16 protein-coding genes are annotated in these 21,437 nt (G+C 63.6%); 1 reads left to right on the top strand and 15 read right to left on the bottom strand.

Features of this window, described 5'->3' with window-relative positions:
• Nucleotides 1–25 precede the first annotated feature (25 nt).
• Both NHH88_13810 and NHH88_13805 read right to left on the bottom strand, forming a co-directional pair.
• Nucleotides 26–2,446 (bottom strand): penicillin acylase family protein, encoded by a 2,421-nt coding sequence (locus tag NHH88_13810; protein USX16791.1) that lies wholly within the window; start codon nt 2,444–2,446, stop codon nt 26–28.
• A 76-nt stretch (nt 2,447–2,522) separates the two neighbouring features.
• Nucleotides 2,523–3,461, bottom strand: a complete 939-nt coding sequence (locus tag NHH88_13805; protein USX16790.1) for a bifunctional helix-turn-helix transcriptional regulator/GNAT family N-acetyltransferase — start codon at nt 3,459–3,461, stop codon at nt 2,523–2,525.
• A 145-nt stretch (nt 3,462–3,606) separates the two neighbouring features.
• Between NHH88_13805 and NHH88_13800 the strand changes: the two genes are divergently transcribed.
• The gene (locus NHH88_13800) at nt 3,607–3,945 is read left to right on the top strand and encodes a four-helix bundle copper-binding protein (GenBank protein USX16789.1); all 339 of its coding nucleotides are present in this window, start codon (nt 3,607–3,609) and stop codon (nt 3,943–3,945) included.
• Between the two features lie 144 nt (nt 3,946–4,089).
• On the opposite strand, the gene NHH88_13795 is transcribed toward NHH88_13800, so the two are convergent.
• The 13 genes from NHH88_13795 to gguC all read right to left on the bottom strand — a co-directional run bounded on the left by NHH88_13795 (nt 4,090) and on the right by gguC (nt 21,430).
• Nucleotides 4,090–5,037, bottom strand: a complete 948-nt coding sequence (locus NHH88_13795) for a LysR family transcriptional regulator (protein ID USX16788.1) — start codon at nt 5,035–5,037, stop codon at nt 4,090–4,092.
• 56 nt (nt 5,038–5,093) lie between these two features.
• Nucleotides 5,094–6,065: a glycoside hydrolase family 43 protein gene (locus NHH88_13790; GenBank protein ID USX16787.1), complete on the bottom strand. Its 972-nt coding sequence runs from the start codon at nt 6,063–6,065 to the stop codon at nt 5,094–5,096.
• Nucleotides 6,066–6,099: 34 nt separating this feature from the next.
• Nucleotides 6,100–7,104, bottom strand: coding sequence for a sugar ABC transporter permease YjfF (gene yjfF, locus NHH88_13785; protein ID USX17344.1), 1,005 nt, complete (start codon nt 7,102–7,104; stop codon nt 6,100–6,102).
• An 11-nt stretch (nt 7,105–7,115) separates the two neighbouring features.
• A complete protein-coding gene (locus tag NHH88_13780; GenBank protein ID USX17343.1) occupies nt 7,116–8,153 on the bottom strand; it encodes an ABC transporter permease in 1,038 nt (345 codons plus the stop codon).
• 11 nt (nt 8,154–8,164) lie between these two features.
• The gene (locus NHH88_13775) at nt 8,165–9,730 is read right to left on the bottom strand and encodes a sugar ABC transporter ATP-binding protein (protein USX16786.1); all 1,566 of its coding nucleotides are present in this window, start codon (nt 9,728–9,730) and stop codon (nt 8,165–8,167) included.
• A 12-nt stretch (nt 9,731–9,742) separates the two neighbouring features.
• Complete coding sequence (locus NHH88_13770) at nt 9,743–10,717, bottom strand: ABC transporter substrate-binding protein (GenBank protein ID USX16785.1); 975 nt, start codon at nt 10,715–10,717, stop codon at nt 9,743–9,745.
• Between the two features lie 132 nt (nt 10,718–10,849).
• On the bottom strand, nt 10,850–13,201 hold the full coding sequence (locus NHH88_13765) for a glycoside hydrolase family 127 protein (protein ID USX17342.1): 2,352 nt from the start codon (nt 13,199–13,201) through the stop codon (nt 10,850–10,852).
• A gap of 83 nt (nt 13,202–13,284) precedes the next feature.
• On the bottom strand, nt 13,285–14,310 hold the full coding sequence (locus NHH88_13760; GenBank protein USX16784.1) for an arabinan endo-1,5-alpha-L-arabinosidase: 1,026 nt from the start codon (nt 14,308–14,310) through the stop codon (nt 13,285–13,287).
• A 62-nt stretch (nt 14,311–14,372) separates the two neighbouring features.
• Entirely contained in the window at nt 14,373–15,920 is a 1,548-nt protein-coding gene (locus NHH88_13755) for an alpha-N-arabinofuranosidase (protein USX16783.1), read from the bottom strand.
• Between the two features lie 18 nt (nt 15,921–15,938).
• Entirely contained in the window at nt 15,939–17,873 is a 1,935-nt protein-coding gene (locus NHH88_13750; protein USX16782.1) for a glycoside hydrolase family 97 protein, read from the bottom strand.
• 168 nt (nt 17,874–18,041) lie between these two features.
• Nucleotides 18,042–18,809, bottom strand: coding sequence for an SDR family oxidoreductase (locus NHH88_13745; GenBank protein ID USX16781.1), 768 nt, complete (start codon nt 18,807–18,809; stop codon nt 18,042–18,044).
• A gap of 63 nt (nt 18,810–18,872) precedes the next feature.
• Entirely contained in the window at nt 18,873–20,441 is a 1,569-nt protein-coding gene (locus NHH88_13740) for an aldehyde dehydrogenase (NADP(+)) (GenBank protein ID USX16780.1), read from the bottom strand.
• The gene (gene gguC, locus NHH88_13735) at nt 20,438–21,430 is read right to left on the bottom strand and encodes a GguC family protein (protein USX16779.1); all 993 of its coding nucleotides are present in this window, start codon (nt 21,428–21,430) and stop codon (nt 20,438–20,440) included. The genes NHH88_13740 and gguC overlap by 4 nt, the downstream gene beginning before the upstream one ends.
• Nucleotides 21,431–21,437: the final 7 nt, after the last annotated feature.

The following is a 21,437-nucleotide window of genomic DNA, read 5'->3' as shown; positions in this document are numbered from 1 at the left end:
TCGGGATGCCGGGTTAGTTCTGCCTTTACTTCACGAACGTCAGCGTGTGCTTCACCGGCCCCGGCAGCAACGGCGACTCGCGTGCGCCGAGCCAATCCTCGCGTCCGCCGAGGAAATTCGGCGACAAGGGATGGCCGCTCTGGCCCGCCGGCATATTAAATATGCCTTCCTGCTCGCGCCCCGGCGTCACCGTCATGCGTTCGGACTGTCCGAACGTCGGTCCGGCCACGCGCGGCATGTGCTGGTCGCCCGACAACATGTCCGGCGCCACCTTCAGGAAACGGCCGACCACCGGCAGCGCCGACGCCATCGGATGGGCGCTGGCGGCGGTATTGCGCCTGCCCCAGGTGGCCTCCGAAAACGGCTCGCCGTCCTTGGTCAGATCGGCGATCACGCGGTCCAGCGCCGTCAGTTGCAAGACCTGCCAGTCGGCGAACTGCGGCGGCAGCCATCCGGGCGGCTGCGCGTCCAGCAGGCGCGCCAGCACCACCGGCCAGCGCGCGCTGATGGCCGCCATACTCGCTTTCGGATCGATCGCGGCCATCTGCTGGTCGGCGTTCTCGAACAGGATGTCGTACAGCGCGTACATATAAGCACGCGTGATGCGGTAGCCCACCGAGTCGACGCTGGCCCTGCCGGTCCAACTGGTTTTCAACAGCTCCAGCGCTTCGGCGCGGCGCGGATGGTCGGCGACCGCCTTGCCGTCGAGCGCCGCGATGGCGCGCTTGCGCCACGGCGTCAGGAACACCGCGCGGTCGTCCAGCGCGATGGCGTAGACCTTCTTGACGTCGGTCTTCGCGCCCAGCGCCGTCAGGTCCTCGCGCACCTGGTGCGTGCGGGCGCCCAGATCGAAGCCGCCGTCGCCGAGGAACGCCGCGCCGGCGCCGGCCAGCTGACGGCTGTTGGCGGTGGCCAGCTGGCCGCTGGCGGGATTGACCACCTTCGGATATTCGGCCGGCGTCAGCCAGCCATCCCACACGCCGGCCTTGTCGTCGGCGCTCAATGGATAGGTGATCTCCACGCCGGCCGGCGCGCGGCGCGGCAGCGGACCGGCGACGGTCCAGCCGATGTTGCCCTTGTCGTCGCCGCCGACGAAGTTCTGCGCCGGAATGCCAAGGGTCGGCGCGATCGCCAAGGCCTGGTCCAGCGTATCGGCGCCCTCCAGCTTCTGGACGTTCACGTTGACGGCCGCCAGCGTGTGCGCGGTCCAATGCACCGCGTAGCTGCGGCCCATCGCTTCGCGGATCGGGCCGAGCGAGGTTTCGCGCACCACCAGCGTTTCGGCCGGCGCGCCCTTGACCAATATGGTCTCCTGGTGCTCCGACGGCGTCTCCCAGCCGCTCTGCGTGAGCACTTGCCCGGGCTTGGCCGGATCGGCTTCGAGCGCGATCAGGTCCAGATAATCGCCGTAGCTGTTGGTGAAGCCCCAGGCGACATGGCCATTACTCCCTGCCACCACCACCGGCGTGCCGGGCAAGGTGACGCCGACCACGCGGCGCTGGCCGCCCTTCGCGTCCGGGAACTGCAAGGCGGCGCGGTACCAGATGGTGGGCAGCTGTATGCCCAGATGCATATCGTCGGAGACGATGGCGCCGCCGCTGTCGCTGCGGCTGCCCGCCACCGCCCAGTTGTTGCTGCCGACGGTGTTGAGCATCTCGGCGGGCAAAGGCGCGAACGCCATTTTCGACAACGGCGCCGTGCCGGCGGTTCCGGGTTTGCCCCACCACGCCGGCGCCGCCGCCGGAATCGGTGGCGGTTCGCCCGGCACCTTGTCGGCGTCGAGCGGCGCATCCCACTGCGTCGATTCCGGCGCCAGGAAGGCGCGCTGCTCCTCGGACGCATGCTCGGCGAACCAACCGCGCGCGAGTTCGCGCGGTAGCAGGCTGCCTTGCAGATCGAAATACATCGCCCAGATCACCAGCAGCGAATCGGTCGCCAACCAGGCGCGCGGCGGCATGCCGACCAGCGCGTATTCGAATGGTTTGGTGCTCAACGCGCCCAGGCCGGCGTTAACGCCGGCGGCGTAGCGGTCCAGCAGCGCGCGGTCCTGCGCGGACAGGGACTTGAACGCCAGATCGGCGCGGGCGCGGAAGCGGTGGAACCGGCGCGCTTTGTCCATCGGCAGCGCGCGCGCGCCAAACAGCTCGGACAATTCGCCGGCCGCGGCCCGGCGCAGCAAATCCATCTGGAAGTAGCGCTCCTGCGCATGCACGAAACCGGTGGCGTAGGCGACATCGAGCCGGCTGCCGCCGCTGATTACCGGTACGCCGCGCTCGTCGCGCGCGACGCTTGCCGTGGTTTCCAGCCCCGCCGCCTGCCGCGTGCCATCCAGTTGAGACAGGCTTCCGCGCAAATACAACCATACCCCCAACAGCGCCAAGACCAGCAACGCCACCGCCACCAACAAGATCCGCCTGGACCACACCGTCAACCTGCTCTTTTGCATACGATTCCCGGAAATCAGATCAATCCGGCAATAGTGCCAGATAATTCACCGGGCAGGCAATTCGGGGGTCTCGAACTTACAGCGTCAATTCCCAGGTTTCGTTGACCATATCGTGGCCGAAGGCGCGCACCGGCTCGCGCGCGACCAGCACATAACCTTTGGCGACATAGATCTGGCGCGCCTCCTTTTGCTGGTCGGTGGTCCACAAACGCATCTTCCGGTAGCCGGCGGCCCTGGCGAAACGATGGCATTCATCGACCAGCCGCGAACCGAGACCGGCGCCGCGCGCCTTGTCCTCGACCAGCAGCAAGCGAAGCTTGGCGACGCCCTCCTCGCCGCCGCGCGCCACGGCGATCGAACCGACCCGCTCACCGCCCATCTCGGCGATCCAGCAATGCTCCAGCGCCGGGTCGAAATGCCGTTCGAAATCGGCGCAGATCCCGCCGACCAGGGTCTCGAAGCTGGCGTCCCAGCCTTGCGCGGCCGCGTACAGCGCGCCGTGGCGCCGCGTAATCCACTCCATATCGCCGGGACGGTGCGGGCGCAGGACGAAGGGCTGGGCGTATTTCATGCCGCTGCCGGTATCGAGCAGTTGGCGGATGGTGCGCATCGCCTCGAGCATGCGCAGCTGGTCCGGCTCCTCAAGGCGCGACAGCAGATCGCCGACCTCCTCGCGCGAGCGGCGGTCCAGCGGTTCGTACAGGGCGCGGCCATGTTCGGTCAGATGCAGCAGCTTGGCGCGGCCGTCGGTGGGCGACGGCACCTTGGCCACCAGTCCCTGGCTTTCGAACCTGGCCAGGATGCGGCTCAGATACCCGCGATCCAGTCCGAGGTCGCGCCCCAGAGCGGACGCCGGCTGGTCGCCCTGGTTGGCCAGTTCGTATAGCACGCGCATTTCGGTGAGCGTGTATTCGCTGTGCAGCAGGCCTTCGCGGAGCACGCCGATCTGGCGCGTGAAGAAGCGGTTGAAGGCCCGGACGTCGGCGACCCGGTCGTCGAAAAGTGTGTCGTGCATGGTCTTTCCCATCGATGTAGATGGGTTAAGTATGCGCAATATGATTGACTCAGTCAACAATTCTTAAAGAGAGTCCGCGCACAGAGGCCTCGCTCGCGCCGGCCTACCATGTAGTTTTAGTCAACGTGGAAAAGAAAGGAACGCCATGGATACCGTGACCAACATGCAGGACTGTATCGACGCCTGCACCAACTGTCATCAGGCCTGCCTGCAGACCGCGATGACGCACTGCCTGCAAATGGGCGGGCGCCACGTGGCGCCGGACCACCTGCGGTTGATGTTCGATTGCGCGGCAGTGTGCGAGCTGTCGGCCAACCTCCAGCTGAGCGGCTCGCCGTTCGCCGACCGCCTGTGCGGCCTGTGCGCCGAGGTATGCCACGCGTGCGCCCTGAGTTGCCGCGACCTGGATGGGATGGAAGAATGCTTGCGCGCCTGCGAGGTATGCGAGCACTCGTGCCGCGAGATGGCAAAAATGGCCGCCTGAACGTAATGTCGCTAACTTTAGCGCTCATCTAAATCACGTAGGGCGGATTAGCGCAGCGTAATCCGCCAAGCTCCGTCGGCGGCTCATGGCGGATTACGGCGTTGCGCCCAATCCGCCCTACGAAAATCGCTTTAACTTAGCGGGTCAGGCTATCTGGTAGATGTCTTTCGCCACTTCCCGCACATAGCGCAGCAGCAGCGCCGCGCCCGGGGACATCAGGTGGCCGTCCACCGTGATGATGCCGAAAGCGTCCATGCGGCACGGCAGCTCGATCGGCAGGATGTTGAGCACACCCTGCGACTCGTAATACTTGGCCACCGCGATCGGCATCACATTGAGCGCGTCGGTCTGCTGCAACAGCGGCTTAATCAGCAGCACCGCCGTGGTGTCGACCACGTTGCCCGGCACTTCCAGGCCCGCGCGGCGGAACATCAATTCGCAGCGCGCGCGCAGGATGCTGCCCTGCGGCGGCAGGATCCACGGCTGCCCGGCGATGTCGCGCAGCTGCAGGTTGCGCGCCTTGAGCAGCGGATGCCCGGGACGCACCACCGCGCACGCCGGCTCGTCGCCCAACTCCTCGTAGGCCAGCCCCTGCGCGCTTTGACGCTCTGGAATGCGGCCGATCATGAAATCGAGCCGGCCGCGCTGCAACTGCTCCAGCAGGATGTTGGACTGCTCCATCTCGACGCCGATGCGCAGGCGCGGCGACGCCTGCTTGGTGCGCGTTATCGCTTGCGGCAGCAGCGAGATCCCCGGCGTCATGATGGTGCCGATATCCACCTGCCCGGTCAGGCCGGCCTTGATGGCGACGATGTCCTCGTGCGCCAGCGAGAGGCTGGTCAGCGCCATGCGGGCGTGGCGTATCATCGTCTCGCCGTAGATGGTCGGCTCCATGCCGCGCGGCAGACGGTCGAACAGCTGCACGCCGAGCATCTCCTCCAGGTCCTTGAGCTGCTTGGACGCGGCGGGCTGCGTCATGTGCAGATCCTCCGAGGCACGGTGGATGTTGCGTTGTTCGTCCAGCGCGATCAGCAGCAGCAGCTGGCGCGTTTTGAGGCGCGCGCGCAGGAACCAGTTCGAATTAGTATCCATAGGAAAATGATATCACGATGGGTATTGAATTTGCATCAAAACCCATCGTTTCAATATCACTTGCAAGCCGAACTAGGATTGGCCGCCGGCCCTTCCTTGGTTTGCTTGATGAACGGGATGGTGCCGTCGGCGTTGTACTGGAACTCCTCCACCGCCACCGAGCGACGATACTCGCCGCCGGTCGGCAGCTTGTCGTTATGGTAGAAGATGTAGTTCTTGCCGTTGAATTCGACGATCGCCTGGTGAATGGTCTTGACCTTGGCGTTCTTCTCCATGATCACGCCGCCGAACTTCCACGGGCCGATCGGGCTGTTCGACATCATGTAGGCAGTGGTCTCCGGGAAGTCGCGCGAATACGACAGGTAGTACACGCCCTTGTGCTTGTGCATATACGGCGCCTCGGTGAAGCGGTCCATGCCCACCGTGTGGATCGGACCATCGAATTCGGTCATATTCGGTTTGAGCTTGGCGTATTTGAGCACCGTATTACCCCAGTACAGATACGCCTGGCCGTCGTCGTCGACGAACACGCCCGGATCGATGTCGTCCCATGCGATCGGCGCTTCGAGGGTCATGTTGTTGGTGACCAGCGCCGAACCGCGCGCGTCGACGAACGGGCCTTCCGGCTTGTCGGACACCGCCACGCCGATGGCGCGGCCGGGGATGGTCGCATGATCGACCGTCGAATAGAAGTAGTATTTACCATTGCGCTTGGTGACGTCGGCGGCCCAGGCGTCCACTTTGCCGATGGCCCATTTGAAGGCGGACGGTTTGAGCGGCGAGCCGAGATCCTTCCAGTTCTTCATGTCGCAGCTGCTGTAGACGCGCCATTCCTTCATCACGTAGTCCTTGTCCTTGACCGAGGCGCTGTCGATGCCCACGTACAGGTAGACCGTGCCACCGTCGACGTACGCCGACGGATCGGCCGTGAACAGTTTCGGGAACATCGGATTGGCCGCCTGCGCGCTGTTTGCGCTGTTTATCGCGGCAAAAGCCATCCCCGCCGCTGCGATAGCGGCAAATTTCATCAGTTTCGTTTTCAAAGCTCTCTCCAGGTTGATCTTATTTTTTTGCGGTCGCGCCAATCGCCATCAGGCGCTGCACGACGCAGAATACAAACAGCAGACCGCCGATGACGATCTTGGTCCACCACGAGCTGAGGGTGCCGTCGAAGGCGATCAGCGTTTGGATGGTCCCGAGCACCAGCACGCCGGACAGCGCGCCGGCGACATAGCCGTAGCCGCCGGTCAGCAAGGTGCCGCCGATGACGACCGCCGCGATGGCGTCCAGCTCCGTGCCCTGCGCATGCAGGCCGTAACCGGACAGCATATAGAACGAGAACAGCACGCCGGCCAGCGCCGCGCAAAAGCCGCTGAACGCGTAGATCAGGACCTTGGTGCGCGCCACGCGCAGTCCCATCATCAGCGCCGACTGCTCGTTGCCGCCGACGGCGTAGATGGCGCGGCCGAACGGCGTGCAGTGAGCGACATAGATGGCGACGGCCAGCATCGCCAGCGCGATCAGCGCGCCCGGCGACAGGAAACCGCCCAGCACCGGCACCTGCGTCTGCGACATGGCGACGAAGAACGGGTCCTCGATGGTGATCGAGTTAATGCTGATCAGGTAGCACAGCCCGCGCGCCAGGAACATGCCGGCCAAGGTGACGATGAACGGTTGCAGCTTGAAATAATGGATGATGGCGCCCATGGCCGCGCCGAAGCCGGCGCCCATCACTAGTGAGATGGCGATCACCAGCAGCGGCGGCACGTGCCATGTTTGCAGCAGCCAGGCCGACACCATTGTCGTCAGCGCCAGCACCGAGCCGACCGACAGGTCGATGCCGCCCGAGAGGATCACAAAGCTCATGCCGATGGCGATCACCAGCAGGAAGGCGTTGTCGATCAACAGGTTGAACATCACCTGCAGCGACAGGAAACCCGGATAGGCGGCGCCGCCGGCCACCAGCAGCACCGCCAGCAGCATCACCGTCACCAGCGAGGTGAAATACGGCGAAGAGGTCAGGCCGCGCGGGTGGGAAGGCTTGGCGCCGGCGACGGCGCCGCTCATGACGGTTGCGCTCATGCTGCGATTCCTTTCGAGCGGGCCGGGAAGACGCGGCGCCACATGTTTTTGAACTCGGCCGACTGTGAAATACAGACCAGGAACACGACCACCGATTTGACGACCATGTTCACTTCCGGCGGCAGGCCGAGCGAGTAGATGGTGTAGGTCAGCGTCTGAATGATCAAGGCGCCGATCACGCTGCCGGCCAGGCTGAATTTACCGCCCGCCAGCGAGGTGCCGCCCAGGGTCACCGCCAGGATCGCGTCCAGTTCCAACAGCAGGCCGGCGTTGTTGGCGTCCGCGCTCTTGATGTTCGCGCTGATCATCAGGCCGGACAGGCCCGCGCAGGCGCTGCAGAACAGGTAGACGAAGAAGATCAGGGTGGCGGTCTTCAAGCCGGCCAGGCGCGCGGCCACCGGGTTGATGCCGACCGACTGGATGAACAGGCCGAGCGCCGTCTTGCGCATCAACAGGAACGTCACGACGAAGACGGCGGCGACGATGTACAGCGAGAACGGCAGGCCAAACAGATAGCCGCTGCCGAGGAAGAAGAACGGCTCGTAGTAGACGGTGACGATCTGGCCGTCCGTCAGCAACTGCGCCAGGCCACGCCCCGCCACCATCAGGATCAAGGTGGCGACGATGGGTTGCAGGCCGAGGCCCGCGACCAATACGCCGTTCCAGGCGCCGCACAGCAGCGCCGCGCCCATGGCGGCGCACAGCGCCCACACCATCGGCGTATTAGCGACGTATTCGGGCACGCCGTTGTTCATCACCATGGTGCCGCCGATCAGCATCGAGGCGACCGTACCGCTGATGGCGACCACCGCGCCGACCGAGATGTCGATGCCGCGCGTGGCGATGACCAGGGTCATGCCGATGGCGGCGAGTGCCAGCGGCGCCGCGCGGTTGGCGATATCGATCAAGCTGCCGTAAAGGTGGCCGTCCTTGATCTCGATGTGGAAGAAGCCGGGGATCAGCAGCAGGTCGATCAGCAGCAGGATCGCCAGCGCCGCCAGCGGCCGGAAAAGTGGATGCCGCACTATGCTCATTTTCATTTCGCTCATTTTGCGTGCGCCCCTTCGGCCGCGATCACGTGCAGCACCGAGGTTTCATCAAGCGCTCCACGCGGATACTCGCCACCGGCTTTACGGTCGCGCATGACGACGATACGATCGCTGCAACGCAGCACCTCCGGCAGCTCGGACGAGATGAACAGGATCGACATGCCCTTGCGGCACAATTTGACCACGTAATCCATGATCTCCTGCTTGGCGCGCACGTCGATGCCGCGCGTAGGCTCGTCCAGGATCAGCATTTTCGGTTCCGTCGCCAGCCAGCGCGCCAACAACACCTTCTGCTGGTTGCCGCCGGAGAGCGTGCCGATAGGCGTCTCGATGCTGGCGGTCTTGATGCCGAGCGCCTTGACATATTCTTCCGCCAGTTGCTGCTGGCGTTTGAGCGGGATCGCGCGGGTCAACCCCATGCGGGCTTGCAAAGCCAAAATGACATTCTCGCGCACGGACAGGTCGAGGATAGCGCCTTCGTGCTTGCGGTCCTCGGAACAGAAACCGATGCCGGCGGCGATGGCGTCGCGCGGCGAATTGAAGCTATGCTCCTTGCCATCGATGGTGATGGCGCCGCTGTCGGCCTTGTCGGCGCCGAACAGCAGGCGCGCCGCCTCCGTGCGGCCGGAGCCGAGCAAACCGGCCAGGCCAAGCAGCTCGCCCTCGCGCATCTCGATATCCATCGGCGCCAGCGCGCCTTTGCGGCCGAGGCCACGCGCGCTGAGGAAAGCCTTGAGTTTCGATGGCGCGGCGGCGACCGCGTCATCGTTTGCGGCCGGCGACACGGGTGCGGCGTCCGGCGCGGCGGCGGCCGGCGCGCCGACCATTTTATTCACCAATTCAAGCCGCGACAGATCGGCGCAGGCGTACTCCCCTTCCCGCTCGCCGTTGCGCATCACGGTGATGCGGTCGGAGATGGCGTAGGTCTGGTCGAGGAAGTGGGTGACGAACAAAATCGACATGCCCTGCTCGCGCAGGCCGCGCAGAACGCTGAACAGCAGATCGACTTCCTTCTCATCGAGACTGGACGTCGGCTCGTCGAGGATCAGCACCTTGGCGGACACCAGCAACGCGCGCGAAATCGCCACCATCTGCTGGATCGCCAGCGGATAGTGCGCCAACGGCATGGTCACGTCGATGCGGATCTGCATCCGCTCCAGCAGCTCGACCGCCTGCTGCTGCATGCCGCGCCAGTCGATGCCGCCGAACTTGCGCGGATAGCGGCCGATGAAGATATTCTCGGCCACCGACAGGTTCGGGCACAGGTTCACTTCCTGGTAGACGGTGCTGATGCCAAGGTTCTGCGCATCGAGGGTCGACGTCGGGTAGATCGCCTGGCCATCGAGCAGGATCTCGCCCTGATCCGGCGCATACACGCCGGTCAGCACCTTGATCAGGGTCGATTTTCCGGCGCCGTTCTGCCCCATCAACGTGTGAACCTCGCCCGGATACAGGTTCAGCGCCACGTTGCTCAGGGCCTGGACGCCGGGGAAGGCTTTGCTGATGCCGCGCAGCTCCAGCACCGGCGCTGTCGAAGACGCGGCTTGCGCTAATGTACTCATCGCGGGAGGCTATCAGTATTTGCGGTTCGGGAATTCCTTGGCCGCCACCTCGGCCGGGAACACGCCCTCTTGCACCGTAATGCGCTTGGGTACCGGCTTGTTGGCGGCGACGTCGCGCGCGATCTGCATCAGCTGTGGGCCGAACAGCGGATTGCATTCGACGGTCACGTTCATCTTCCCGGCGACCATCGCCTGGAAGGCGCCGCGCACGCCGTCGATCGAGATCACAAGGATGTCCTTGCCCGGCTTCATGCCGGCTTCCTCGATCGCCTGGATCGCGCCGATGGCCATGTCGTCGTTGTGCGCGTACAGCACGTTGATCTTCTTGCCCTCGGCCTTGAGGAAGGCTTCCATCACTTCCTTGCCCTTGGTGCGCGTGAAGTCGCCGGTCTGCGAGCGGATGATCTTCAGCTTCGGATTGGCGGCGATGACTTCGGCGAAGCCCTTCTGGCGATCAATCGCCGGCGCGGAGCCGACGGTGCCCTGCAGTTCGACGATGTTGAAGGTGGCGTCTGGCGTCTTCTTGGCGCGTTCCAGCAGCCAGCGGGCGGCCAGGCGGCCTTCCTCGACGAAATCGGAACCGATGAAGGTCACATACAACGACGGATCGGTGACATTGACGGCGCGGTCGGTCAGGATGACAGGAATTTTCGCTGCCTTCGCTTCGCGCAGAACGGTATCCCAACCCGATTCCACCACCGGCGAGAAGGCGATGATATCGACGCGCTGGGCGATGAACGAGCGGATCGCCTTGACCTGGTTTTCCTGGCGCTGCTGGGCGTCGGCGAATTTGAGGGTGATGCCCTCCTTCTTGGCCGCGTCCTTGATCGAGACGGTATTGGCGGTGCGCCATTCGCTTTCGGCGCCGACTTGCGAGAAGCCGATGACCAGCGGTTTGGCGGCGAAGGCCGGGCCGACGTTACCGAAGGCGGCGACGATAGCGGCAGCTACGCCGGCTTTGAGTACGGTTCTGCGATTGCATGTCATAGCAAGGTCTCCGGATTAGATTTTTATGGTTTTATCGATCATATACTATGAGAAACACAAATATCTATCCAATGATATTTTGGTCAAGTACGATATCGGTTTCGATATCGGTTTGCAGTGCCAGGTAATTGCTCATCGCAGCAGGCGCAGGCCATACAGCCCACCGGCCACGGAGCCGCTGCGGGCCACAAATTTCACCACCAGTTTTCCACCCGCCGCCGCGACCAGCGCCGGCGGAATCGGGTAATCCACGGCATAGAGCTCCTGCGGCGCCGTGGCGTCCAGCTTCACCTCGGCCAGCAACTGCCCGTTGATCAGGATATCGAACCTGCGGCCGGCATCCCCTTTCGAATATGTCAGGCGCAAGGCGCGCGCTTCGGACTTCTTGTCGGTCAGGTCGTAGCTGAACCAGTTGGTCGCATGCCGCCAGTGACGTCCCTTGGCCAGACCGGATTCCCCGCCTTCGGCCTTGAAGAAGTGGTCCGACTCCGGCTGCTGTTCGCCCGGCGCCACCTGGTCGATGGTGCGCGCGTCCAATTCAAGCCGCGCCTTCTCGTCCTCGGCGGCTTTGGCGCGCGTGGCCGCCAGATCCGCCGCGGTCGAATACGGCCAATAAACCATGTAGCGCGATTCGTGCACCCGGAAGAACGGCACAAAGGTGGTGGCTTGCTTGCCATCCTTGCCCTCCACCAGTCCAGGGGCGACAAACGTCAGCGGCCTGCCCGACACCGGTTTGAAACGGCCTTCGAACGCCGGGCTGTCGTCGACCAGCACAGGGGAAGCCTGCAACGGGCTGACCGGCCCCGAGGCGATATGGCCCATACGCGAGTCGTCGGCCAGGAAATCCAGTTTCTCGTCCGGGAAGGGATTGGTCTTCGCCGCCAGCACCACGGGGCCGTGCAGCACGGCATAGTAATTGGACTTGTCCGGCATCTGTTCGAGCCGGGTTTTCATCGGCAGGGCGATATCGACCCTGTCGCCGTCGCGCCATTGGCGGCGGACGCTGACATAGCGGTCGGCGCCGATGCTGGCCGCGACCTGCTTGCCATTGACGGAGACGCGCAGCGCCCCCGGCGCCACCCATTCCGGATAACGGATCTTCAAGGTGAAGGTCTTGTTGCCCTTGACGGTGATGGTGCTGCTGCCTTCATCCGGGAAGCGGTTGGACTGGCGGAGGGATACGCCCTGCTCGCGCCAGTTCAAGGTCGAAGGGATGAACAGGTTGACATACAGGTTGTCGCCCCGATGCGCGTAAATGAACTCGCCGTACTTGGCGTGGCTCTCCAGGCCAGAGCCCACGCAGCACCACATGCCCTGCTGCGGCTGCGAATAAACGCGGTAGTGGTTCGGCCGCATCGGCGTGAAGTAGACAAAGCCGCCGCTGTGCGGACGCTGAGATCCCAGGATGTGGTTGTACAACGCGCGCTCGTAGTAGTCGGCGTAGCTGCCCTTGGCGTCGCCGAGGAACAGCAACCCGGTGAGCTTGAGCATATTGTAGGTATTGCAGGTCTCGGGGCCTTCGACCTCCTCGATCATGGACGAGAAGTCATTCTGATCGTGGAAGTGCTCCTTGACGCTATTGCCGCCGATGGCGACGGTGCGGTGATCGTGCACGGTTTGCCAGAAGAACTGCGCGGCTTTTTGCCAGTCGGGCCGGCCGGTGATGTCGCCGATGCGCTTGAAGCCAATCACTTTCGGGATTTGGGTGTTGGCGTGCAGGCCGGTCAACTGGTCCTTGCCATCCTCCAGCGGGCGCAGGATGGCCTGGTGCGAGAAGCGGATCGCCAGGTCCATGTATTTCTTCTGACCGGTCATCTCGGAGACATCGGCCAGCACTTCGTTCATGCCGCCATGTTCGCAGCGCAGCATGTTTTGCATCTGTTCTTCGCTCAGGTGCGAGATCAGTCCCACCGTCCAGTCGCATAGCGCGATCAGCATCGCGCGCGCGTCCTGATTGCCGGCGTAGACGTAGGCGTCGCGCAGGCCGGCGTATAGCTTGTGCAGGTTGTACCAGGGGACCCATTTGCCGTTGACGGAGAAACCGTCGGCCTGGAGTTTGCCTTGCGCGATATCGCGCCACGCGGCCTCGCCACCCGGCACGCCGCCGATGTAGCCGTCGCCGTTGCTCGCCTGACAGCGCTTGAGTTCCGCCACACAGTAATTCAGGCGCTTCAAAACTTCCTCATCGCCGGTGGCGGCGAACATCAATGACAGCGCGGTCAGATAGTGGCCGCCCATGTGGCCATCCAGCCCTGTCGATTCCCAGTTGCCGTAGGTGGCCTCTTTCGGCGTCAGGCCGGCTTCGCGCAGGAACGGCGAGAGCAGGCGGTCCGGGTTCAGCGCCATGATGTAGCGCAGGTCCGTTTGCTGGGCTTCCAGGAAGGGGCTTGCCGTGAGGCGCACCGCCGACAGTGGGAACAGGCGCAGCGGAGCCTTGTCGGCTACCGGTGCGGTGGCGGCTGCACGCGTCGCGGCGCCGGCCATCGGCGGAACCGCCGCCGCAGCCATCGCGCTGGCCGCGTAGCGCAAGGTGCGCCGGCGTGCCGGCTTGTGGGTGGCCGCTGCCATTATTTGAGGGGCAGCTGCGTGCTGCGGTACTTGTTCAAGTCGGCCTGGTCAACCGTCGGCCACCCATTCGCATCCCATTTCATTTCCATGATTTTCAGCTTTTGCAGGTAGTTGTCGGCGGTCTCGTAGGCGTGCAGCACCAGGTAGTCCTTGCCGTCCATCGTATAAGCGCTGTTGTGGCCAAGGCCCTTCCAGTCCTTGTCGCCGGCAATCAGCAGCGAACCGCCGCCCTTCATCATATCCACGCCTTTTGTGTCCACATAAGGCCCGGTCACCGATGTCGAACGGCCGACGACGACGTTGTAGGTGCTGTCGCCCTTGCGGCAGCACAGGCCGAACGATGCGAACAGATAGTAGTAGCCATTCTTCTTGAAGATGAACGGCGCCTCGATCTCGCCCGGACCGGCATCCGCGCCGGCCGGCGCATCGACGTTGGCGGTCCGGCTGGCGATCGCGTGCCACTCCTGCGGCTCGGCCAACCCGGTCCAGGCGTCGTTCAGCTTGACCAGTTTCAGTCCGCTCCAGAAGGAGCCGAACGACATCCAGGCCACGCCCTTTTCATCTTCGATGATGTTCGAATCGATGGCGTTCCAGTCGTCGCGCAGCGGCACCGACTGCAACACCATGCCCTTGTCTTCCCACCGGTAGTCCGGCGAGCGGGGATTGAGCGTCTTGTTGACCGTGACGCCTATTCCCGATGTGTTCTTACCGAATCCGGAGACGGAATAATACAAATAATATTTACCGTTATGGAACTGCACATCCGGCGCCCAGATATGGCCGTCGAAAGTCGGCGCGGCGCGTTTGGCCCATGACGGCTGGTCCTTGAACACGCGGCCTTCCGGCTTCCAGTCCTTCATATTGGTCGAACTGTAGAAAGTGATCCCCGGTCCCGTACTGAAGACGTAATAGGTATCGCCTTCCTTGGCCATCACAGGATCGTGCACGCTGACTTCCTTGGCGGTGCAGGCCGACAGGCCGGCCACGCCCAACACCAAAGCCATCGTCGAAAAAATATACTTCATTTACAACCTCGGATTCACTGTGCAAGGCCATGCCGGCGGCATGGCCTTGCGGGGCTACTGGCTTACTCCACGGCGACCACGATAACGGCCTTGGCCGGGATCTTGACCGTCAGCTTGCCGTCGGCGCCGGCGGTGGCGCTGAACGGGGCCGGTTTGATCGCTTCCGGCGACTGGAAGGTGTTATGCGTGTCCATCGCGGCGGACGTCAGCACACGGCCGTTGACCGATTTGATGGCCTGACCCGGCACGTCCACGGCGACTTCCGCTTCCTTGGTCGGGTTGGTGTTGACCAGGGCCAGATACAGCTTGCCGTCCTTGGCGCGGGCCGCCGATGCGCTGATTTCCGGAATGCTGCTGCCGTTGTACGAATACTGCGGATTGTTCGTCAACTTCAACGGCAGCGAGGTCGCGTCCTGGAACGGCACATACATCTGGAACGCGTGGTACGTCGGCGTCAGCACCATCTTGTCCTTGTCGGTGATGATCATCGCCTGCAGCACGTTGACCATCTGCGCGATGTTCGTCATGCGCACGCGGTCGGCGTGGTCGTGGAAGATGTTGAAGTTCAGCGCAGCCACCACCGCGTCGCGCAGCGTGTTTTGCTGGAACAGGAAGCCGGCGTTGGTGCCCTTCTCGACGTCGTACCAGGTGCCCCACTCGTCGACCAGGAAGCCCAACTTCTTCTCAGGGTCGTACTTGTCCATCACCGCCGTATTGTTCTTGATGAAGCCATCCATCTTGATCGTGTTGGACAGGGTCGAGAACCACTGGTCTTCCTTGAAGCCGGTCGCCATGCCCTTCACTTCCCACTGGCCGGTCGGGATGGTGTAGTAGTGGAAGCTGATGCCGTAGGTTTGCTTCTTGAGCTCTTTGCTCAGGGTTTCGGTCCAGGTCAGGTCATGGTCGTTGCCGCCGCTGGCGATCATCTTCGGACGATACTGCGGTGGCGCGCGCAGGAAGGTCTCGACGTTCTTGTACAGGTTCGCGTAGTGTTGCGGCGACATGTTACCGCCGCAGCCCCAGGCCTCGTTACCGATGGCGAAATAATCGACCTTGAATGGCTTGTCGCGGCCATTTTTGCGGCGCAGTTCCGCCAGGGTCGATTTGCTGTCGGAGGTCATGTACTCGACCCATTCCGACATCTCTTGCGCGCTGCCGGTGCCCAGGTTGCCGTTGACGTAGGTCTCGGCGCCCAGCTGCTCGGCCAGTTCGAAGAATTCGTGCGTGCCGACGGCGTTGTTTTCCTCCACGCCGCCCCAGTTGGTGTTGACCTTGACCGGACGCTTCTCGCGCGCGCCGATACCGTCACGCCAGTGGTATTCGTCGGCGAAGCAGCCGCCCGGCCAACGCACCAGCGGCACGTGCATGGCCTTCAGGGCGCCGACAACGTCCTTGCGCCAGCCATTGACGTTCGGGATCTTCGACTTCGGACCGACCCAGATACCTTCGTAGATGCCGGTACCCAGGTGCTCGGCGAACTGGCCGTAGATGTTTTTGTTGATGACAGGACCAGGCTTGGTCGTGTCGATCGTCACGCCAACCGGCGCCGCGAAGGCGGCACCCGAAGCGATCATGCACAGGGTAAGGACACCAAGTTTGATGTGATTCATGTTTGCCAATCTCCTCATTTACTGTTTTATTGTTATCACAAAGCCGCCATGCGGCTTGATGGTTACTGCTGCTTTTTTGCCTGCAGCGATGCTGCGCTGGCTAAAACTCCGTTCGCCTTCACCGTCGGCGATGATCGTGCCCTGCTTGCCACCGGCGAAGGACAAGTCCAGCGTCAGCGCCTTATCGGAGTCGGTGGCGTTGATACCGGCGATATACCAGGTGTCGCCTGCGCGGCGCGCGACCACCGCGTATTTGCCGGGATAACCGTCGACCAGGCGGCTGTCGTCCCAGCTGCGCGGCAGCTCCTGCAGGAAGCTCTTGACGTAGGCCGGCACGGTCGCCATCCCCTCCGGCACCTCGGCGAAGTGCTGGATGCCGGAGACGTACAACACCGACGTGGCGAGTTCAAAACCGTTGGTGCTGGTGCGCTTGATCTTGGGTATGTCGCCGAACACCATCGGCGTGAAATCCATCGGGTCGAACAGGTTGCGAGCGAACGGCATCATCGCCGCGTGGGTCGGCATCTTGTCCTCGTCGGCCTGTTCGAAGGTGGTGAACTCCATGCCGCGCACCGCCTCCATCGTCATCAGGTTGGGCCAGGTGCGGGTCCAGCCCCGCGGCAGGGTCGAGCCGTGGAAGTTCACCAGCAGGCCGGCGGCGGCCGCGTCGTTCAGCATATCGACGTAGTAGGCCATCATCGATTGCGCGTCGCCGTTGAAGAAGTCGATCTTCACGCCCTTGATGCCCATCTGGCGCAGGCGCTTGAACTCGGCCACGCGCTGCTCGTGCGTCAGCAGCTTGCTCTTCGGCGAGTACTCGGTCGAGTTCCATGGGCCGGACGAGTTGTACCAAACCAGCACGCCGACGTTCTTGGTCGCCGCGTAGTCGGCCAGTTCCTTCATCTTCTCGTAGCCGATCTTGCGGTCCCAGTCGGCGTCCACCAAGGTGTAGTCCCACTTCATGTCGGCGGCGTAGTCGATGAACTTCTTCTGCACGTCGTAGACGGTGGCGTCATCCTTCAGCAGCGCCCAGCTCCAGGAGGCGTGGCCCGGCTTGACCAGCTGCTTGTCGAAGGCGATCGCCGGCGCGGCCAGGTCGGTGCCCAGCGTCGAGCCAACCACCGTCGACAGTGAGCCAAGCGCCATCAGGCGCCATGGCGAGGTCAGTGTGCCTTCGACATCGGCCATCAGGCCGCGATCGGGATAGACCTCTTCCTTCATCGGATTGCCGATGCTGTATTTTCCGCCCTTGGAATCCGGCGCCAGGCGCGAGCCCTGGAAGCTGCCGTCCATGCCCGCTTCCGAGATGGCCAGCCAGTTGTCGCCGGCCTTGAACAGCGCCGGAAATACCCAGCCGGCCGGCGACGGCGAAACCGTGCCGACCGGGATGTCCATCTGATAGTGTTCTTCGTAGGACGGATTGGTCCGCCCCCAGCCGGTCTGCGCGACGGCGATCGGCTGCAACCAGGCCTTGGCCGACGTCGGCAACGCGAACGTGGTGCGCTCCTGGATCAGTTTTTTGCGTGGCAGCGACGGCTCGGCGACGATGTAGCGGAACGCGACGCCGTCGTTCGACACCCGGAAGACGATTTCCATCTTCTGCTTCTGCGCGTTCTGCACGGAGAAGGTTTGTTCGTTGGCGCTGTAGATGATGTCACGCTTCTTACCCGTGGCCATCTGGTACTTGTCGGTGACGGTGCTGACCTTGGAGCTCGCGGCGATCGTCAGCGCGCCGGCCAGATCGGCGCCTTGCAGTTGCAGCCCCAGTTCGGAGGCCAGCAGCACCGGCTTGCCGTCGCGGGAGACGGTGTAGGTCAGGGGTTTGCCGGGCGATTCGTTCAGCTGGACGCTGATATGACGGTCGGGACTTGTCAGCGCGCCGGGGGAAGCCGCGAAAGCGGTCGACGCGGCTGTGGCGCCCACCGCGACTGCGGAGATAAATTTATTCACCATGTTCTCACCAATTTTTTAGGGTTATTTAGCCCCGCCGCCTCTAAGGGCGGTGTCTCCGGGGCGGCGAACGGTGTTGCTTGTGTTTGTGCTTCTGCTACTTTGCTAGTTGCTGTATTGGCGGCGTATGGCGGATTACGCTGCGCTAATCCGCCCTACGTGTTTCAACTCTTATACCCATCCTCCATCGACGATGAACTCCTGGGCGGTGCACATGGCGCCGTCGTCGGCGGCCAGGAACAAAATCATCGACGCGATATGCTGCGGCATCAGCTTCGTAGGCATGCACTGGTTACGTTTGATATCCTGCTCGCCCGCTTCGTCCAGCCACAGGTCGATCTGACGCTGGGTCATCACCCAGCCCGGCGTGACGGTGTTGACGCGGATGCCGTGGGCGCCGAATTCGCGCGCCAGGCCACGGGTCAGGCCATGGGTGGCCGCCTTGGAGGTCGCGTACACTGGATAGCCGGCGTTTTTGACCTGCCACGAGATCGAACCGACGTTGATGATCGAGCCCGCGCCCTTTTCCTTCATGCCCTCGAAGACCGCCTGGCAGGTGAAGAACATCGGACGCTGGTTGATGGCGATACGCTCGTTCCAATAATCGACGGTGACTTCCTGGGTGGCGTGGCGCTGGTCGTTGGCGGCGTTGTTGACGAGGATGTCGAAGGAGCCGATGATGCCGGCCATTTCCGCCATCGTGGACTGCAAGGCGGGAATGTCGGTGATATCGCAAACGCGGAACTCCGGCTCGGGGTAGCCGGCTTCCTTGACGCGGCGAACCAGCTCCAGGCTGGCGTCGCGGGCGATGTCGACGAAGGCGACCTTGGCGCCCTGCTCGGCGAAGGAAATCACCATCGCCTCGCCGATGCCGGTGCCGCCGCCGGTGATGAACACGCGCTTGCCGCGCAGGCTGGCGAATTTAGCCAATTGGGTCATACAGTCTCCGTTGTTTTTATAGACGAAAGCCCCGCCGTGGCGGGGCCGGTACAGCCACCACAATCACTTGTGGTTCAATTCACCTTCAAGGCGTCGCCAAGGCGCGCCACCCTCGTCGCGCAGGACTTGCGGCAGCAGCGGCTGCGGCAGGTTCTGGTACGAGACGGGACGCAGGAAGCGCGTGATCGCGCCGGTGCCGACCGAAGTGCTGCGGCCATCCGACGTCGATGGATACGGGCCGCCGTGCACCATGGCGCTGCATACTTCAACGCCGGTTGGATAGCCATTGGCCAGGATGCGGCCAACTTTGCGTTCCAGCACCGGCAGCAGCTGCTCTGCGGCGTCCAGGTCCGCTTCGTCCATCAGCAACGTGGCAGTCAGCTGGCCTTCCAGCTCTTCGGCGATCTTCCGCATTTCGGCGATATCCTTGCACGCCACGACCAGCGAGGCCGGGCCGAAAACTTCCTCCGACAGGACATGCTGATCCAGGAATGCCGCGCTGCTCGTGTCGAACAGCGCCGGAGCGGCCTTGCCTTCCGACTGCGGCGCCAGCGCCAGCGTGTTGACGTCGGCGTTGTCCGCCAGTTGCGTGATGCCGCGCTTGTAGCTGCCGGCGATACCCGGCGACAGCATGGCGCAAGCGGCGCCGCCTTCGAGCGCCTTGGATGCGGCGGCCTTGAAGCGGTCCAGGTCCGGGCCGGCGATACCGATCACCAGGCCCGGGTTGGTGCACATTTGCCCCACGCCCAGCACCAGCGAGGCGGAGAAACCGGCGGCCAACTCCTCGGCGCGGCTGGCCAAAGCCTTCGGCAGCAGGAACACCGGATTGATCGAGCTCATTTCGGCATACACCGGAATCGGTACGGGACGCGCTGCGGCCACCGCCATCAGCGCGACGCCACCGCCACGCGAGCCGGTGAAGCCAACCGCCTTGATGGCCGGATGACGCACCACCTGCTGGCCAATGTCGTTGCCGACACCGTTCAGCAGCGAGAACACGCCGGCAGGCAGGCCACAGATCTCGACCGCCTTGACGACCGCGCGGCCAACCAGCTCCGACGTGCCAGGGTGGGCGAAGTGCGCCTTCAGCACCACCGGGCAGCCGGCGGCGAAGGCCGACGCGGTATCGCCACCGGCGACGGAGAACGCCAGCGGGAAGTTACTTGCCGAGAAAACAGCGACCGGACCGAGGCCGATCATGCGCATGCGGATATCGGGACGCGGCGGCGCGCGCTCGGGCAGCGCCTTGTCGATACGGACGTCGTTCCACGAACCTTCGCGCAGCAGGTTGGCGAACAATTTCAACTGGCCGACGGTGCGGCCACGCTCACCCTCGACGCGGGCGCGCGGCAGGCCGCTTTCGGCCATCACGCGCTCCACCAGCACATCGCCCAGGGCCATGATTTGTTCGCCGATGGTTTCCAGGAACACGGCGCGCTTCTCGTCGCTCAGCGAGCGGAAGGTATCGAACGCCGCTTCGGCCAGGCGGCAAGCCTGGTCGATCTGATTGACGTCGGCTGTCGTGAACTCCGGGTCCATCGACTGCTGCAGCGATGGATTGTAGGCGCGGAAAGCGGCGCCGGTGCCTTTGACGGCCTGGCCGCCAATCAGCGAATCGCCGGTAATGATCATAAGGTCTTAACTTTCGCTACTTCGGTTTTGTACACGGTCAGCTTGTTGCGCAAGGCTGGACCGAACTGCGGCGAATCGATCTCGAACGTTTCGCCCGGCTTGACGACGATGTTATCGGCCACGCTCAGGGTGGCGGTGCCGAAGAAGTGGATATGCACATCGCCGGCGCGTTTGAACAGCGGGTACTTGAAGTGGTGGTGTTCCAGGTTGCCGATGGTGTGCGACATATTCTGCTCGCCGCTGAAGAAGGCCTTCTCCCAACGCACCTTGCCGTCCACATCGTAGATGCGCGACGTGCCCTGGATGTTGGCCGGCGCCTCGCCAACCAGCAGCGCCGGGCCCAGGCCGCAGGCGCGCAGCTTGGAGTGCGCCAGGTACAGGTAGTTTTGACGCTCGGTCACGTGGTCGGAAAACTCGTTGCCGATGGCGTAGCCGACGCGGTAAGGCTGGCCGTCGTCGCCGATCACATACAGGCCGGCCACTTCCGGCTCTTCGCCGCCGTCGAGCGCGAAGTCGGGCATGCTCAGGTCCTGGCCGCTGGCGGCGACGATCGAGCCGTCGCCCTTGTAGAACCACTCCGGCTGCACACCGGCTTCGCCGGCGGCAGGCTTGCCGCCTTCGACGCCCATGCGGAACATCTTCATGGAGTCGCTCAGGCTTTCGACGTCGCCGCCGATTTTCTTGTGCATGGCGTCGCGGGTGTCGGCGCTGCCCAGGTGGGTCAGGCCGGTGCCGGTGACGTAGGTGTGGGCGTCGTCGGTGTGATCCAGTGGCGCCAGCAGGCGGCCGGCGGCGGCGACGGCTTCAAACGAGGCGGTGGCGCTGCCGACCGACTTGTCGACCAATGCGGCCAGTCCGGTCGACTTGCGAATCGCATCCTGGGCCAGCGCGTAGGTGGTGCTGTAGCCATCGATGACGCGGATGGTATCTTGTTCCAGCACGCCGATCTGGCGCGCGCCTTGTTCGTTCTTGAATTGTACGAGTAGCATGGTATCT

This window comes from Oxalobacteraceae bacterium OTU3CAMAD1, from assembly GCA_024123915.1.
GTDB lineage: Bacteria > Pseudomonadota > Gammaproteobacteria > Burkholderiales > Burkholderiaceae_D > Rugamonas.
Note: the sequence above shows the minus strand (reverse complement) of the source record. Positions and strands in the feature narration are given on the sequence as shown.